Genomic DNA, 15,450 nt, shown 5'->3' with positions numbered 1-15,450 from the left:
CTGCCTAACCCAGCAGCCGGGCGAGCTGCACGCGCGAGCGCAGGCCGCGCTTGCGGTACACGCTGCCCAGGTGGTGCTCGACCGTCTTGGGGCTGAGGAACAGCTCCGCGGCGATCTCCCGGTTCGACGCGCCCCGCGCCGCCAGGACGGCGATCCGGGTCTCCTGCGGGGTCAGCGGCTCCTCCGGCAGCGGGCGGCGCGGCCGCGCGGTCCGCCCGGTGGCCGCCAGCTCGCCCTCGGCCCGCCCGGCCCAGTACGCCATGTCCGCCGCGGCGAAGGCGTCGGCCGCGGCCGTCAGCTCCTCGCGGGCCCGCGTGCGCTGCCCCGACCGGCGCAGCCGCTCGCCGAACAGCAGCCGGGTGTGCGCTTCCTCGAAGCGGTCCGGAGCCTGCCCGTGGGCGGCCAGCGCGCGCTCGAACAGCACGGTCGCCGCGGCGTCGTCGGGGCAGGCCAGCGCCCGGCAGCGGGCGACCAGCGCCGCGGTGGCCGGCAGGGCGGGACGCGACGCCCGCGCGTAGTCCTCGGCCAGCGCGGCGGCCTCGGCCTGCCGGCCCAGCGCCTGCCAGGTCTCGACCAGCAGCGGCGCGATCCCCAGCGGCTCGCCGAGCGCGCCGGCCCCGCCGTCGACCGCCCGGCGCTCCTCCAGCAGCCGCGCGGCCCCGGCAGGGTCGCCGCGGCACAGGGCGCAGGCGGCCGCGGTGAGCGCGAGGTGGGCGGCGACGCCGGCCGTCCCCGCCCGGACGACGAGGGCGCGGGCGCGCTCGAGGTGCGCCGCCGCCTCCTCGTGCCGGCCGCGCGCGGCGTACTCCCAGGCCAGCAGCTCCAGGGCCGGCGCGGCGTCGGCGACGTAGCCCAGCTGCCCGGCCAGCTCGACGGCCTCCCCGGCGTCGGCGAAGGCACCCGCGTGGTCACCGAGCAGGTGCGCCCGGCCGTGCGCGGTCATGGCCAGGACCGCGACCAGCACGCCCAGCGCGCCCACGTCCCGGACCTCCCGCAGCCGCCGCTCGACCACCGGCACGGCGGCGAGCGGGTCGGGCAGCCAGCCCACGGCCAGGGTGAGGAGGGGCAGCAGGCGCGGGTCGGCGCGCGACCCGGCGTGGGCCTCCGCGGTGTCCAGCGCCCGCTGCAGGTGCGACCGCCCCGTGCCGGGGTCCCCGCGGTGGACGGCGGCCATGCCGGTCACCCAGGCGGCCAGCGCCCGCTGCAGCGGGTCGGGGTCGTCGGTGGCCGCCGACGCGCGGCGCGCGGTCGCCTGCATGCCGGCCACGTCCCCGAGCCGGTGCTGGACGAGGGCGAGGTCGGCGAGCACCCAGGCGGCGGTGCGGCCGGTGGCGAGCCCCGCGGCGGCCTGCAGCAGGTCGCGCGCCGCGGGCACCGAGCCGGTGTCCTGCTCGACCCGGCCGAGGACGTGCAGCACCTCGGCCCGGGCCGCGGCGGGCGCCTCGGCCCGCAGCACCCGCTCGGCCAGGGACCGGGCGCGGGCGGCGTCGCCCCCGACGGCGGCGTCCCGGACCGCCGCCGCGAGCAGCTCCGCGGCCCGGGTGGCGTCCCGGGTCAGCGCGGCGGCCCGCTCCAGCGCGGCCGACGCCGCCGAGGCCCCCCGCCGTCCGCGGACCCGGCCGGCCAGCGCCGCGAGCTCGCCGGCCAGCGCCTCGTCCGGGCCGGTGGTGGCCAGCGCCCGGTGCCAGGTGCGCGCGTCGTCGTCCCCGGTGCGCGCCGTCTCGGCCAGCAGCAGGTGGGCCCGACGGCGGTCGGCAGGGGCCGCCCGGCTCCACACCAGGGACCGCAGCACGGGGTGCCGGAACCCCAGCGCGTCGCCGGAGCGGACGACGACCCGCCGGTCCTCGGCCGCGTCGAGGGCGGCCTCGGCGTCGGTGCCCGCCCGGGCCAGGGCGGCGGCGACGGTTCCGGCGCGGCCGTCGTCCGCGGCGGCGAGGAGCAGCACCGCCAGCCGGGCGCCGGGCGGCAGCGCGGCGAGCTCCGGCTCCAGGGCGGCGGTCAGCACCGGGCCGGCCGGGAGGGTGGCGGGCAGCGGTTCGCGGCCGGCGCGCTGGCCGGCGGAGAGCGCGCCAGCCACCTCGAGCAGCGCGAGCGGGTTGCCGCCGAGGCGCTCGCCCAGCCGCCGGGCGACGGGCCCGGCGACCGCGCCGGCCAGCAGCTCCGCGACGGCAGCCGGGTCCAGGTCGGCCAGCCGCAGCACGGAGGCGCCGGCGGGCGGGTCGGCACCGGGACGCCGGGCCAGCAGCACGGCGGTGCGGTCCCCGTGCACCCGGCGGGCGGCGAAGAGGACCGCGGCGGCCGACTCGGGGTCGACCCACTGCAGGTCGTCGACGACGACCAGCAGGGGCGCGCGGAGCGCGGCGGCGGCCAGCAGCGACAGGGTCCCAGCAGCGACCAGGTGCCGGTCGCCCGGGACGTCGGCCGGGCCCCAGCCGAGCGCGGCCGCGAGCGCCGCGGCCTGCCCGGGCGGCACCTCGCCCAGCAGGGGGCGCAGCGGGCCGAGCAGCTCGCCGAGGGCCGCGTGGGGCAGGGCGGCCTCCGACTCGACACCGCGGGCGGTGACCTGCCCGAACCCGCGGGCCCGGGCGGCGGCGGCCTGCAGCACCGCGGTCTTGCCGACGCCGGCGTCGCCCTCGACCACGAGCAGGCCCGGTCGCCCGCCGCGCGCCCCGTCCAGGAGCCGGTCGACGCGCTCCAGCTCGGCGGCCCGGCCGACCAGGTCGAGGGTTCCTCCCGACGCGACGGGGTCCCCGCCGGTCCGACGCTCGTGCGGCAGGAACGAGTCAGGAGGACGCCGTGGACCCCTCACCGCCCCGGAGGATAGGGCTGGTCGGCACGCAGCTGAGGTGGATCGCGTGCCTGTTCGGCGCACCCGTCGACCCGCGCGCGCGGCCCCGGCAGGGCCCGCGGTGACCGCGGCCCCGTCGACCGCCCGGCGCGGCCCCGGGTCGGGGTCGGGTCGGGGTCGGCGGCCAGGGTCGGATCCGGGGCGGTTCCGGGCGTCCCCCGATGTCCCGGGGCGCCGCGGGTCGGCAGGCTCGTGCCATGACCTCGAACCCCCTTCCCCCCACCGCCCTCCCGACCGCCCCCGCCCCGCAGCGCGAGCTCCGGCGCAGCCGGTCGGACCGGATGCTCGGCGGCGTCTGCGGCGGCCTGGCCGGCTACACCGGCATCGACGCCGTGCTGTGGCGCGCCGCGATCGTCGCGCTGGCCCTGGCCGGTGGCGCCGGCCTGGTCCTCTACGCGGTCCTGTGGGTGCTCACGCCCGCCGAGCCGCTCGCCCCGGGCCAGGAGCCGCACCCGGTCGACCGCTTCGTCGACCGGCTGGCCGGCCGCGGCGACGACCGGTTCTGAGCACCCGCGCTCAGCGGCGCGGCAGCGCCAGCGCGGCGACCAGCCCCGCCCCCACGACGGCCGTGCTCACCGCGAACGCCACCTGGTAGGAGGCGACGTCGGTGAGCCAGCCGGCCACCAGCGGGCCGACGACGGCCCCGAGGTCGGCGGCCATCTGGAACACGGCCACCACCCGGCCGCCCCGGGCGGGGCTGACGTCGCCGACCAGCGCCGCGGGCACGCTGGCCAGCAGCGAGGCGGCCAGCCCGTAGCCGGCCATCGACAGCAGGAACGCCCCGGTCGAGGGCGGCAGCACCAGCACCGCCACGGCCACCGTGCCCACCGAGGCGCCCAGCACCAGGCTCGGCCGGCGCCCCCACGTGTCGGCCAGCCGGCCCGAGCGGAGCAGGCCCAGCGCCTGCGCCGCCGAGCCGGCCAGCAGCCCCGCCCCGGCCCAGGCGGCCGTCCGCCCCAGCTCCTCGGTGACGTAGAGCGGGACCAGCGAGTTGCGGACGCCGAACAGCACCCAGCCGATGCCCAGGTTGGCCACCAGCGCCGCGACGTAGGCCCGCGACCGCAGCGCCGCCCGCAGCGGCAACGGGCCCCCGGCGGGGTCGGGTGCCGCGGGCGTGGCCGTGTCGTCGGCCGCCTCCGACGGTGAGCGCAGCAGCACCAGCGCCACCACGCCGGCCACCAGCAGCGCGGCGGCGTAGAGGAAGAACGGCAGCCGCGGGGACAGCGTGGTGAGCAGCCCGCCGGCGGCCGGCCCGGCGATGCCGCCCAGGATGAACCCGCCCTGGTAGGTGGCCGCGGCCCGGCCGCGCGCCGTGGGCGGCGCCACCCGCAGCAGCAGCGCCAGCGCGGCGACGGTGAACATCGCGCTGCCGATGCCGCCGGCGGCCCGCAGCCACAGGAAGACCGGGAAGGACGTCGCCAGCCCGGCCACCCCGGTGGCGACCGCCACGAGGGCGAGCCCGGCGGCCAGCACCGTGCGCTCCCCGAGCCGCTCGACCAGCCGGCCGCCGGCGAACGCCGAGGCGAACCGGAAGAAGGCGAAGGCGCTCACCGCCAGGCCGACCGCCGTCGTCCCGACACCGAAGGAGGAGGCGAACAGCGGGATGGCCGGCGCCACGATGCCGAAGCCCAGCGCCACCACGAAGGCGACGACGGCGAGCACGCCGACCTCGCGGGGCAGCTCCGCCGACCCCCGTCCCCGCACCGGGCGATGCTCGCAGCCGGTGCACGGGCCGCCGACGGAGGGTCAGCCGGCCAGCAGCCCGCGGACGGCGTCGATGGTGTCGGCGTCGGCCGGCGTCCTGTCCGGCCGGTAGCGGACGACCCGGGCGAAGCGCAGCGCCACCCCGCCCGGGTAGCGGGGGCTGCGCTGCACGCCGTCGAGTGCCACCTCGACCACCAGCTCCGGGCGCAGCCGCACGCCCCACGCGGCGGTCTCGACCGCGAGGCCGGGGAAGGTGGCGGTCTGCCAGGCGAGCAGCTCGTCGGTCATGCCCTTGAACGTCTTGCCGACCATCACCGGCTCCCCGCCGTCGGGGTCGCGCGCGCCGAGGGAGATGTTCGACAGCCGCCCGGTGCGCCGGCCGTAGCCCCACTCGGCGGCCAGCACCACCAGGTCGAGGGTGTGCACCGGCTTGACCTTCTGCCACGCCCGGCCGCGCCGGCCCGCGGCGTAGGGCGCGCCCAGCGCCTTGACCACGACGCCCTCGTGCCCGGCGGCGAGGGCGTCGGCCAGCACCCCGGCGGCCTGCTCCGGTGTCGGCCGGCGCACGCCGGGCATCCGCAGCGGCGCGTGCTGGGGGTCGGCGAGCAGCCCGGCGAGCGCGTCGAGGCGGACGGCCAGCGGCTCGTCGAGCAGGTCGCGGCCGTCGAGGTGCAGCACGTCGAACAGGAACGGGCTCAGCAGCACCGCCGGGTCGGGGCCCGCGCTGCCGAAGCGGCTCATCGTGTCCTGGAAGGCCCGCGGCGCGCCGTCGTCGTCCAGGGCGAGGGTCTCCCCGTCGAGGACGGCGGTGGTGCACGGCAGCGCCCGCACCCGCTCGGCCAGCTCCGGCACCGCGCCGGTGACCTCGCGCAGCGTGCGGGTCCACACCCGCACCTCCTCGCCGGCGCGGTGCACCTGGATGCGCGCGCCGTCGAGCTTGTGCTCGACGGTGACGTCGGCACCGAGGTCGGCCAGGGCGTCGTCGAGCGAGGAGCCGGGGCTGGCCAGCATCGGCCGCACCGGCCGGCCGACCTCCAGCCGCACCGAGGCCAGCCGTACCGCGGCCGGCGCCCCGGTGCCGCCGCCGAGCGCGGTGGTGGCGGTGTCCGGCAGCGAGCCCGACAGCATCGCCGCCCGCCGCACCGCCTCGGCGGGGACGCCGGCCGCGGCGGCCACCGCGTCGAGGACGACGCCCTCGAGCGCGCCCTGCCGCAGCTCGCCGGTGAGCAGCCGGACGAGGAAGCGCTGCTCGTCGGCGGTCGCGGCGCCGAACAGCGCGCCGAGCAGCTCCTCGCGGCGGGCCGTCGCGCCGGCGCCCGAGGTCGCGGCCAGCGCGCTCAGCGCCTCGTCGACGGCGGCGACGGGGAGCGACGGCGCGGCCGCCGGGTCGTGCGCGAGCCGGGACAGGGTGCGCCAGCCGACGCCGAGGCGGCCCTGCAGGGTGTCGCCGGCCAGCCACGCGGTGACCGGCCCGACCTCGCCGGGCCCGGCGCGGTGCAGCGCGTCGGCGATCGCCGTGGCCTTGGCGGTGCGCGAGCGGGTGGCGGCCACGGCGGCCGAGGCGGTGACGACGTCGGCGAGCAGCACGCCGCCAGCCTCGCACCGCCGCGCCGGCAGGACTGGAGCCCGGCCGCCGGGTGTGAGGGAATGCCGGCAGGGCGGGTCAGGGGGAGGTGCCCGGCATGACGCGAGCGATCGTCGTCGGCGGCGGGGTCGCCGGGCCGGTGGCGGCCATGGCGCTGCAGAAGGCGGGGATCGCCGCCACAGTGCACGAGGCGCACGCGGCACCGGCCGGGGACGTCGGCGCCTGGCTCGGCGTGCAGGTCAACGGCCTCGACGCGCTGCGGGCCGTCGGCGCCGAGGACGCCGTCCGCGCCGCGGGCTTCCCCACGCCGGTCATCGAGTTCCGCAACGCCACCGGCCGGGTGCTGGGCACCCTGCCCACCGGCTCCCCGGCGTCCGGGCGGGCGGCGGGCCTGTCGCTGCGCCGCTCGGACCTCTACCGCGCCCTGCACGGCGAGGCGCGCCGCCGCGGCATCGAGGTCCGCCACGGCTCGCGGCTGACCGCCGTCCACGACACCGGCGACGGCGTCACCGCGGTCTTCGCCGACGGCCGCACCGAGACCGCGGACCTGCTCGTCGGCGCCGACGGCGTCCGGTCCACGGTGCGCAGCCTGGTGGACCCCGGCTGCCCGCCGCCCCGGTTCGTGCCCGTGCTCAACACCGCCGGCTACTCCGAGCACACCCCCGACGGGGCCGAGGTGGGCCGGCTGACCATGGTCTTCGGCCGGCGCGCCTTCGCCGGGTACCTGGTCGCGCCGACCGGCGGTACGTGGTGGTTCGCCAACCCGCCGCTGGCCGGGAGCCCGCGGCCGAGGAGGTCGCGGCCATCTCCGACGGGCAGTGGCGGGCCCGGCTGGCCGAGCTGCACGCGCCGGACCGCTCGCCGATCGCAGCCCTGGTCGAGGCCACGCCCGGCCCGCTGCGCGGGTGGACGACGTACGACGTCCCGACCGTGCGCCGCTGGTCCCGCGGGCGCACGGTGCTCGTCGGCGACGCCGCGCACGCCACCTCGCCGGCCGCCGGGCAGGGCTCGTCGCTGGCCATCGAGGACGCCGTCGTGCTCGCCCGCTGCCTGCGCGACCTGCCGCCGGCCGACGCCTTCCGCGCGTTCGAGGGCCTGCGCCGGGCGCGGGCCGAGCGGGTCGTCGCCGAGGGTTTCCGCACCAGCAGCGCCAAGTCGCCGCCGGCCGTGGGCCGCCTGGTCCGCGACCTGGTGATGCCGCTGGTGCTGCGCCGCCGCGACCCGCAGGCCTGGGTGCGCGACCACACCGTCGACTGGGGCGCGCCCGTCCCGGTCCCGGCGGGGTGACCGGGTGACGAAGCCCCTGCCCGACGTCGTCGCGCCCGGCCTCGGGGTGCTGTTCTGCGGCATCAACCCCTCGCTGCTGTCGGCCGCCCGCGGGCACCACTTCGCCCGCCCGGGCAACCGGTTCTGGCCGGCGCTGCACCTGGCCGGGCTCACCCCGCGGCGGCTGCGCCCCGAGGAGGACCGGGAGCTGCCGCGGTACGGCCTGGGGGTCACCAACCTGGTCGACCGCCCGACCCGGACCGCCGCAGAGCTGACGCGCGAGGAGCTGCGCGCGGGCGTGGCCGCGCTCGAGGAGCTGGTGGCGGCGCACCGCCCGCGGGTGGTGGCGGTGCTGGGCGGCACCGCGTGGCGGCTGGCCGTCGACCGGCGCGGCGCGGCGTGGGGCCGGCAGGAGCACCGGCTGGGCGGCGCGGAGACCTGGGTGCTGCCCAACCCGAGCGGGCTCAACGCCCACCACCAGCTACCTGACCTCGCCCGGCACTACGCCGCGCTGCGGCCGGCGGCTCAGCGCGCCGACCCGGCGAGCGCCTCGGGCGCCTCCTCGGCCAGCCTCCCCACCAGCCCGACGGCCTCGCCGAGGTCGAGCCCCGACCCGCGGGCCACCGCGGCGGCCAGGTCGTGCGGGTCGAGCGCGGCCTCCAGCGCGGCGACGTAGCGCCCGCCGTCGGTCGGGTCCATCCGCAGCGGGTCGTAGCCGACCATCCGGGCGCTGGAGCGCACGGCCCCGAGCAGGACCGCGCCGTCGCGGGGCCGCCCACCGGCCACCGCCGCGCCGACGGCGGTGAGCAGGCCCGCCAGCGTGCCGGTGGCGTCGCCCTCGCGGTGGGTCAGGTCGACCATCCGCCACAGGGCGGCCAGCGCCTCGGGGGCCCGGCCGAGCTCCACGAGCACCTTGGCGCGGATCCACAGCACCGACGAGTGCGCCCACGAGTGGCCCAGGCCCAGCGCCAGCCGCTCGGCGCGGTCGAGGTGCTCCAGCGCGCCCTCGGCGTCGCCGGCCACGCGGGCGAACTGGCCCAGCGTCATCGCGATCTCGGCCTGCACCCACTCGATGCCCGACGCCTGCGCGAGCTCCAGGCCGCGCGCGATGTCGCGGGCGGTCTCCCCGTCGGGGTCGGCCTGCCCGAGCAGCGCCCGCACGAACCCGCGCAGCACCAGCGCGAGGGCCAGCACGCCGTCGGAGTCGTCGGGGCCGGCCGAGACGATCTCGTTGGTCCGCGCCCAGATCGAGGGCACGTCGCCGGAGAGGTAGGCCAGCAGCGCGTCGCCGAGCAGGGCGCCGCTGCGCACCCGTGGCGCCGCGTCGGGCGTGGCCTCCAGCGCGGTGAACAGCCACCGCCGGCCCTCCTGCACGTGCCCGCGGCGGTACCACCACCACGACAGCGCCGACCCGATGCGCAGTGCCAGCTCGCCCTGCCCGGTGGCCAGCGTGTGCGCCAGCGCGGCGCGGATCGCCGGCTGCGCGGCGTCGAGCCGGCGGGCGCTGGCCGTCCACTCGGCGCGGCGCAGCGTCGGCTCGAGCCGCTCGACCAGGCCGAGGACGTGGCCGGCCAGCCGGTCGCGCAGCCGCCGGGCGACCGCGTCGTCCAGGCCCTGCTCGGCGTACTGCCGCAGCGTCTCGAGCACCCGGTAGCGCCCGGCGCCGTGGTCGAGCTCCACCAGCGACTTGGCCACCAGCTCCCGCAGCAGCGGCACCGCGGCGCCGCCCACCTCGGGCCCGGCGACCGCCTCCACCGCGTCGGGGCCGAAGCTGCCCGGCAGCACCGACACCGCGCGGAACACGGCGAGCTCGGCCGGGGTGAGCAGGTCGACGCTCCACTGGACGGTGGCGGCCAGCGTCCGCTGGTGGGGGACGGCGGTGCGCCAGCCCCCCGACAGCAGGGTGAACCGGTCGTCGACCCGCCCGGCCACCTCGGCCAGTGGCAGCGTGGTCAGGCAGGCGGCGGCCAGCTCCACGGCCAGCGGCAGCCCGTCGAGGGCCACCACCAGCTCCCGGACCCGGCGCAGGTCCTCCTCCGACGGGTCGGCCAGGTGCGGGGCAACCAGCCGGGCGCGGTCGAGGAAGAGCTGCTCGGCGTCGCTGCCCGGCGCGCCGGCCGGCATCGGCCCGCAGGGGAGCACCGCCTCACCGGGCAGCCCGAGCGGCTCCCGGGAGGTGGCCAGCACCTGCAGGTCGGGGCAGCGGGGCAGCAGGTCCGCGCACAGCGCGGCCGCGGCCTCGACGACGTGCTCGCAGTTGTCCAGCACCAGCAGCAGCGGGCGCTCCTGCAGCGCCGTGGCGACGGCGCCGACGGGGTCGCCCGCGGTCAGGCTCACGCCGAGCACGGTGGCCACCTGCGCGGCCACCAGGTCGGGGTCCTCCACGCCGGCCAGCTCGGCCAGGACGGCCGGCGGCGACCCCGCGGGACGGCGGCGGGCGGCCTCCAGCGCCAGCCGGGTCTTGCCGCTGCCGCCCGGGCCGACCAGGGTCACCAGCCGCCGGCCGCCCAGCGCCGCGGCCACCGCGGCCAGCTCGCGGGTGCGCCCGACGAAGGCGGTCAGCGGCACCGGCAGCGGCCGCAGGCGGCGCGGCGCCGTCGGCCCGGCGGCCGGCGCGGGGCCCGGCGCCGCGGCCGCCGGGGGAGCGGCCGGGACGGGGGCGGCCAGCGACGGGTCCTGCCGCAGGATGCGCTCGTACAACTCCTGCAGCGGCCGGCCGGGGTCGACGCCGAGCCCGTCGGCGAGCAGCCGCCGGCCCTCCTCGTAGACCTCCAGCGCCTCGGCCTGCCGGCCGCACCGGTAGAGCGCCAGCACCAGCGACGCGCGCAGCCCCTCGCGCAGCGGCTCGGCGCGCAGCAGCTCGCGGACGTCGTCGACGATCTCGGCGTGCCGGCCCAGCCGCAGGTCCAGCTCGGCGGCGAACTCCCGGGCGGCCAGCCGCAGCTGCTCGAGCCGCTCGGACTCCTCGCCGGCGAAGGTCGCCGACACGTCGGCGTAGGCCGGGCCGCGCCACAGCGCCAGCCCCTCGGCGACGGCGGCCCGCGCCTGCTCCGCGTCGTCCCGGGTGGCGAGGTCGCGGGCGCGGCGCAGCAGCTGGACGAAGCGGATGGCGTCGACGTCCTCGGGGGCGACGTCGAGCCGGTACCCGGGCTCCCGGGTGACCAGCAGCGACCACCGGCCGTTCGGGGCGTCGGGCTCGAGCTCGCGGCGCAGCCGGGACACGATCGACTGCAGCGTCGCCGAGACGGCGGTGGGCGGCTGCCCGCTCCACACCCGGTCGACGAGCAGGTCGACCGGGACGGTGCGCCCGGCGTCGACGAGCAGCGCCGCCAGGACGGCGCGGTGGCGGGGGGACCGGGTCGGCAGCAGCACCCCGTCACGCCAGACCTCGACGGGACCGAGCACGCGGAACGAGGTCGCGGACATCGGTTCCGCAGGTTAGGGCCTCGGCGGCGGTTCCGGGACCGCTTTCGTCCCCAAGCACGCGACAAGGCCGCGGCAAGCACGCGCGCGCACGCTCGGCCGGCACCGTCGCCACCCGTCCGGAGACCCGCCATGCCGCTCGCACCGCCGCCCGTGCTGCCCCCCGACCTCACCGCCGCGCTGCGCGGCCGGCTGTCCCCGGGGGCGCGCCTGGACGACGGGGTGGTGACGGCGGCCGACCCCGGCGACGTCGTCGCGGCGCTGCGGCTGGCCGGCCGGTACGGCGTCCCGGTCGGGGGGCCGGCGGGGCGGGGCCTGGCCGTCGACGTCGACGCGCTCGACGAGGTGACCGTGTCGCGGGCGGGGTGGGCCCGGGTCGGCGGCGGGGTGCGCTGGCGGCCGCTGGCGGAGGCCGCCGCCCGGTGCGGGCTGGCCCCGCTGGTCGGGCCGACGCCGGCCGGGCGGGTGGCCGACGCGGTGACCGGCGGGGGAGTGGGTCCGCTCGCCCGCACGTACGGGCCGGTGTCGGACCGGGTGCGGGCCGTCGAGCTGGTCACCGGCGACGGCGTGCTGCGCCGCGTCACCGCCGAGGGGACGCCGGAGCTGTTCTGGGGTGTCCGCGGCGGCGGGGCGGGGCTCGGCGTGGTGACCGCCGTCGAGCTGGACCTGCTGGCCGCGCCTACGGTGCACGCCGGCTGGCTGCAGTGGGCCGGCGCCGACGCGCCCGCCGTCCTGGCCCGCTGGCGGACCTGGTCGGCCGCGCTGCCGCCGCAGGCCGGGACGACGCTGCTGCTGGTGCGGCCGCCGGCGGGGCCGGACGCGGTGGCGGTGCGGTTCGCCTGGACCGGCGACCCCGCCGACGGCGCCGACGTGCTCGACGGGCTGCGCGGCGCGGTGCCGCCCCGCAGCGACGACGTCGTCGTCCGCCGTCCCGGCGATCTCGGCACCGCGCCCGTGCCCGGCGACGGCGTGGAGTCCTCGCTGCTGCTCGACCGGCTGCCGGCCGACGGCGCCGACGCGCTGCTGGCCGCGGCACGGCGGACCGCGCCGCGCACGGTGGAGCTGCGGCTGCTCGGTGGCGCGGTCGGCTGGGTGCCCGAGCGCGGCAGCGCGCTGTGCCACCGCGACGCGCGGCTGGCGGTACGGGTGGTCGGCGGCGCGGGTGCCGAGCGGCGGGCGGCGACCTGGGCCTGCGTCGAGGAGCTGGCCGGCCTCCTCGGCCCCGACACCGGCGGCCGGGAGCCGGCGCACGGCTTCGGCCCCTCCCCGGACGTGCTGGCGCGGACGCCGACGCCCGCCGTCCGCGGCCGGCTGGCCGCGCTCGCCGCCACCACCGACCCGCACCGCGTGCTCGAGGGCGCGGGCCGGCGTCCTCCGGCCGACCGGTCAGCCGGCCCCGGCGGGCACGGCCCCGGGTGAGGGCTCGGTCTGCGCGTCGGCCTGCCACAGGTCCGGGCCGAACACCTCGTACTGGACGTCGCAGGCGGGCACGCCCCGGTCGAGCAGGGCGCTGCGCACCGCCCGCATGAACGGCAGCGGGCCGCAGAGGAGGTAGGCCGCCCCCTCGGGCAGGTCGACGTCGTCGAGGTCCATGACCCCGGCGTGCACGGAGTCGACCGGCAGCGTGCCGTGCGCCCCCCGCTCGTACCAGGTGTGCACGGTGGCGCCGGGCAGCCGGCGCACGTCGGCCAGCACCTGCTCGCGCAGCGCGAAGGACTCCTCGTCGACGTCGGCGTGCAGCAGCGTGATCGGCAGGTGCGAGCCGGCCACCGCCAGGTGCGACAGCATCCCCGCCATCGGCGTGATGCCGATGCCCGCGCTGGCGAAGACCACCGGCCGGCCGGAGTCGTCGAGGACGACGTCGCCGAAGGGCAGCGACAGGGTGAGCCGGTCGCCGACCCGGACCCGGTCGCACAGGTGGGTGGAGACCTCGCCGTCCGGGGCGTCGCCGCCGTGCACCCGCTTCACCGAGAACTGGCGGTGCTCGCCGTCGTCGGCGCGGGTGAGGCTGTACTGGCGCGGCTGCCGCACGCCGTCGGGCATGGGCACCCGCACGGTCACGTACTGGCCGGGCAGCGACGTCTTGACCAGGCGGTCGTCGACCCGCCGGACCCGGAAGGTCACCACGTCGGCGGTCTCCTGGACCCGCTCGGCCACCTCCCACTCGCGCCACACCGTCTCCGGGCGCACCCCGCGGGCGCTGTAGAGGCCGCGCTCCTGGTTGACCAGCGCGTAGGCCATCAGCCAGTAGACCTCGTCCCAGGCGGCGGCCACCTCGGGCGTGACCGCGTCGCCGAGCACCTCCCCGATGGCCCGGAACAGGTGCTCGTGCACGACCTCGTACTGCGCCGGTGTGACGCCCAGCGAGGCGTGCTTGTGGGCGATGCGGCTCAGCAGCCGCTCGGGCACCTGCTCGGGGGTCTGCACCAGCGCGGAGGCGAAGACCGCGACCGAGCCGGCGAGGGCCACCTGCTGCGAGCCCTGGGCCTGGTTGCCCCGGTTGAACACCCCGTCGAGGAGCTCGGGGTGGGCGGTGAAGAGGCCGGCGTAGAAGCGCCGGGCGATCTCCTCGACGTGGTCGGCGACGACGGGCAGCGTCGCCTCGACGACGGGACGGGAGCGGTCGGAGAGCATCACGGGACCTCGCGCGGTGGGCGTCCGGACGCCCCCGAGCCTGGCAGGCGGCCGCCGGGCGCGCGAGCGGACCGTCGGCGGCGGGCGCCGGGTCCCCGGACGACCTCCGGGGCCGCCGCGGCGCCGTTGCCGCGGCTCCGACCGGGGGTCAGGCCCGGCCGGGGCGGCGGTCGGTGCGCGGCCGGTAGGGCGCGCCGGGGTTGAAGACGTCGAGGGTGTAGCGGTCGAAGCGGCGCAGCAGGGCGCGGGCGGTGGTGAGCACGGAGCTCCTCCTCGTTCGGGGTGTGCGGACCCCTCCGAGGCTCCGCGCGGGTCGTTGCGCCGCAGCGTGTGACACGTGAACGGGAGGTGAACGGGCTCAGATCACACCCGCGAGCGCGCGCTCGACCGGACCGGAGCGGCGCAGCAGCACGGGCCGCCCGGCGCGGTACCCGGCCGCCAGGTGCTCGACGAGCAGCTCGACGACGGGCGGCGACAGCGAGGTGACCGAGCGGGCGTCGATGACCGCGACGCGCGCCGGCTCCCGGCCGTAGCGGCGGTGGAAGGAGGCGACGGCGGCGCCGTCGACCGCGCCGGCCAGGCACAGCACCCCGCCGCCCGAGGTGTTGAGGAGCCGGACGACGCCCCGCGCCGCCGGCAGCCCGTCGCTCGGGGAGGTCACCGGTCCAGTCTGGCGGGCCCGCCGGGTGCCCGCCGCTCAGTCCTCCGGCGTGACGGTCGCCAGCACCACCGGGTCCGGCTGACCGGCCCAGGTGCCGGTGAGGACCGCGCCCGCCGCGGGGGTGGCCGGGTCGAGGACGCGGTGCAGCACCAGCGTGAGCGGTCCGGTGCGCACCGTCGTCGCGGTGTCGCCGTCCTGGACGGCCAGGCCGTCGAGCGGTCCCACGTGCAGGCCCGGGGCTCCGCGGCCGGTGACGGCGGCGTCGGTGGCGCGCGGCAGGAAGCGGCCGTCGCCGGTCTCCACCTGCTCCTCGGCGCCGGTGCCGCCCTCGACCACGGTCCGCAGGATCGCCGTGACGGCGACCGGGTCGCCGCAGGCGTCGTACACCCAGCGGCGGCCGAGCACCGAGTGCTGCAGGGTGCCGACCAGGTGCGCCTCCTGGCCGGGTGCGGGGGCGCCGCGGTACGTCAGCGGCACCTGCAGCAGCCGCCCGTGGGCGCCGCGCACCAGGTGCACCTCGATGCCGACCTCGCCGTCGGGGTCGTCGAAGCGGTAGGCGGCCACCCGCTGAGGGGACGGCCCGGCGCCGCGTCCCCACGGCCGGGTGCGCACGAACCCGCCGACCACCTCGAGCTTCGACGGGGACAGCTGCGCCTGGTGGATCACGGCCATGGGGCCGACGCTACGGGCGCGCCGGCGACCCCCCTGCCGACACCCCGGCGGCGGGAGGATGCCGGCATGGACACGCAGGCCGCGTCCGGGCCGGAGGCGCTGCTGGGACCGGGTGCCGCACCGGAGCTGGACGAGTTCGTCATGGCCCGCATCGCGGAGGACAAGCGGGTCGCCGCCCGGGCGGCCGAGGCCTCCGCGGGCGGGGACGTCGCCGGACCGCAGCCGGCGGAGGCGGCCGAGCACGCCGCCCGTTTCGGGCCGGGGCGGGTCCTCGCCGACTGTGCCGCGCTCAGCCGGCTGGTGCAGGCCTGCCGGGACGTCCGCCCCGACACGCGCTTCCTCGGCAGCCGGCCCAGCGGCCTGCCGGACTTCCCGCCCCAGCCCACCGACCAGCACGAGCTGGCCGCCCTGGCGCTGGCACTGCTGGCGCTGCCGCACGCCGGCCACCCCGACTACCGCGAGGAGTGGCGTCCCTGAGGACGCCCACGGATCCCCAGCCGCCCGCCCCCTCGTCGCTGGTCCCCATGTCGCCGGATCGACCTGGCGACGGGTCGACGGGTCGCCAGGTCGACGGGTCGACGGGTCGACGGGTCGACGGGTCGTCACATGGACAGGTCGCCAGATCGGCGGGTCGACGTGGCGACAGATCGACGTGGG

At 79.4% G+C, this 15,450-nt stretch carries 11 protein-coding genes and 2 pseudogenes; 6 read left to right on the top strand and 7 right to left on the bottom strand.

The features are described from left to right. Window positions 1-4: 4 nt before the first annotated feature. Window positions 5-2,809 (bottom strand): helix-turn-helix transcriptional regulator, encoded by a 2,805-nt coding sequence (locus BLQ97_RS21785; RefSeq protein WP_175471870.1) that lies wholly within the window; start codon window positions 2,807-2,809, stop codon window positions 5-7. A 236-nt stretch (window positions 2,810-3,045) separates the two neighbouring features. Here BLQ97_RS21785 and BLQ97_RS21780 point away from each other — a divergent pair, with 236 nt between their 5' ends. Continuing rightward, entirely contained in the window at window positions 3,046-3,354 is a 309-nt protein-coding gene (locus tag BLQ97_RS21780; RefSeq protein WP_091368965.1) for a PspC domain-containing protein, read from the top strand. 10 nt (window positions 3,355-3,364) lie between these two features. On the opposite strand, the gene BLQ97_RS21775 is transcribed toward BLQ97_RS21780, so the two are convergent. After that, complete coding sequence (locus BLQ97_RS21775; RefSeq protein ID WP_091368964.1) at window positions 3,365-4,552, bottom strand: MFS transporter; 1,188 nt, start codon at window positions 4,550-4,552, stop codon at window positions 3,365-3,367. Window positions 4,553-4,594: 42 nt separating this feature from the next. Beyond that, window positions 4,595-6,139 (bottom strand): ATP-dependent DNA ligase, encoded by a 1,545-nt coding sequence (locus tag BLQ97_RS21770; protein WP_091368961.1) that lies wholly within the window; start codon window positions 6,137-6,139, stop codon window positions 4,595-4,597. A 95-nt stretch (window positions 6,140-6,234) separates the two neighbouring features. Between BLQ97_RS21770 and BLQ97_RS24095 the strand changes: the two are divergent. From BLQ97_RS24095 to mug, 3 genes and pseudogenes are all read left to right on the top strand, one after another. Continuing rightward, a pseudogene (locus tag BLQ97_RS24095) lies at window positions 6,235-6,675 on the top strand (FAD-dependent oxidoreductase); the annotation flags it as partial. Between the two features lie 209 nt (window positions 6,676-6,884). Further along, window positions 6,885-7,424 (top strand): FAD-dependent oxidoreductase, encoded by a 540-nt coding sequence (locus BLQ97_RS24090; RefSeq protein WP_245692617.1) that lies wholly within the window; start codon window positions 6,885-6,887, stop codon window positions 7,422-7,424. Window positions 7,425-7,428: 4 nt separating this feature from the next. Beyond that, window positions 7,429-8,079: a G/U mismatch-specific DNA glycosylase gene (mug, locus tag BLQ97_RS24085; protein WP_245692615.1), complete on the top strand. Its 651-nt coding sequence runs from the start codon at window positions 7,429-7,431 to the stop codon at window positions 8,077-8,079. 1,550 nt (window positions 8,080-9,629) lie between these two features. Here the strand turns inward: mug and BLQ97_RS24375 are convergent. Beyond that, window positions 9,630-10,829: pseudogene (locus BLQ97_RS24375) on the bottom strand (AfsR/SARP family transcriptional regulator); the annotation flags it as partial. Between the two features lie 129 nt (window positions 10,830-10,958). On the opposite strand from BLQ97_RS24375, the gene BLQ97_RS21750 reads away from it, so the two are divergent. Further along, window positions 10,959-12,245: an FAD-binding oxidoreductase gene (locus BLQ97_RS21750; RefSeq protein ID WP_091368957.1), complete on the top strand. Its 1,287-nt coding sequence runs from the start codon at window positions 10,959-10,961 to the stop codon at window positions 12,243-12,245. Here the strand turns inward: BLQ97_RS21750 and BLQ97_RS21745 are convergent. The 3 genes from BLQ97_RS21745 to BLQ97_RS21735 form a co-directional block, all read right to left on the bottom strand. Beyond that, the gene (locus BLQ97_RS21745) at window positions 12,213-13,460 is read right to left on the bottom strand and encodes a globin domain-containing protein (protein WP_091368955.1); all 1,248 of its coding nucleotides are present in this window, start codon (window positions 13,458-13,460) and stop codon (window positions 12,213-12,215) included. The genes BLQ97_RS21750 and BLQ97_RS21745 overlap by 33 nt on opposite strands. 358 nt (window positions 13,461-13,818) lie before the next feature. After that, complete coding sequence (locus BLQ97_RS21740) at window positions 13,819-14,121, bottom strand: hypothetical protein (RefSeq protein ID WP_091368952.1); 303 nt, start codon at window positions 14,119-14,121, stop codon at window positions 13,819-13,821. Between the two features lie 36 nt (window positions 14,122-14,157). Further along, window positions 14,158-14,793 carry a CG0192-related protein gene (locus BLQ97_RS21735; protein WP_091368949.1) on the bottom strand — a complete coding sequence of 212 codons (636 nt, stop codon included), beginning with the start codon at window positions 14,791-14,793 and terminating at the stop codon, window positions 14,158-14,160. 66 nt (window positions 14,794-14,859) lie between these two features. Between BLQ97_RS21735 and BLQ97_RS21730 the strand changes: the two genes are divergently transcribed. Then, window positions 14,860-15,270, top strand: coding sequence for a DUF6221 family protein (locus BLQ97_RS21730; protein WP_091368947.1), 411 nt, complete (start codon window positions 14,860-14,862; stop codon window positions 15,268-15,270). Window positions 15,271-15,450: the final 180 nt, after the last annotated feature.

This window comes from Geodermatophilus telluris, from assembly GCF_900102745.1.
Classification (GTDB): domain Bacteria; phylum Actinomycetota; class Actinomycetes; order Mycobacteriales; family Geodermatophilaceae; genus Geodermatophilus; species Geodermatophilus telluris.
This window is presented reverse-complemented; position numbering and strand designations above follow the sequence as displayed.

Coding starts and splice junctions, on each gene's coding strand:
- BLQ97_RS21750 (WP_091368957.1), top strand. CDS start 10,959: ATGCCGCTCGCACCGCCGCCCGTGCTGCCCCCCGACCTCACCGCCGCG.
- BLQ97_RS21730 (WP_091368947.1), top strand. CDS start 14,860: ATGGACACGCAGGCCGCGTCCGGGCCGGAGGCGCTGCTGGGACCGGGT.
- BLQ97_RS21780 (WP_091368965.1), top strand. CDS start 3,046: ATGACCTCGAACCCCCTTCCCCCCACCGCCCTCCCGACCGCCCCCGCC.
- BLQ97_RS21745 (WP_091368955.1), bottom strand. CDS start 13,460: ATGCTCTCCGACCGCTCCCGTCCCGTCGTCGAGGCGACGCTGCCCGTC.
- BLQ97_RS21735 (WP_091368949.1), bottom strand. CDS start 14,793: ATGGCCGTGATCCACCAGGCGCAGCTGTCCCCGTCGAAGCTCGAGGTG.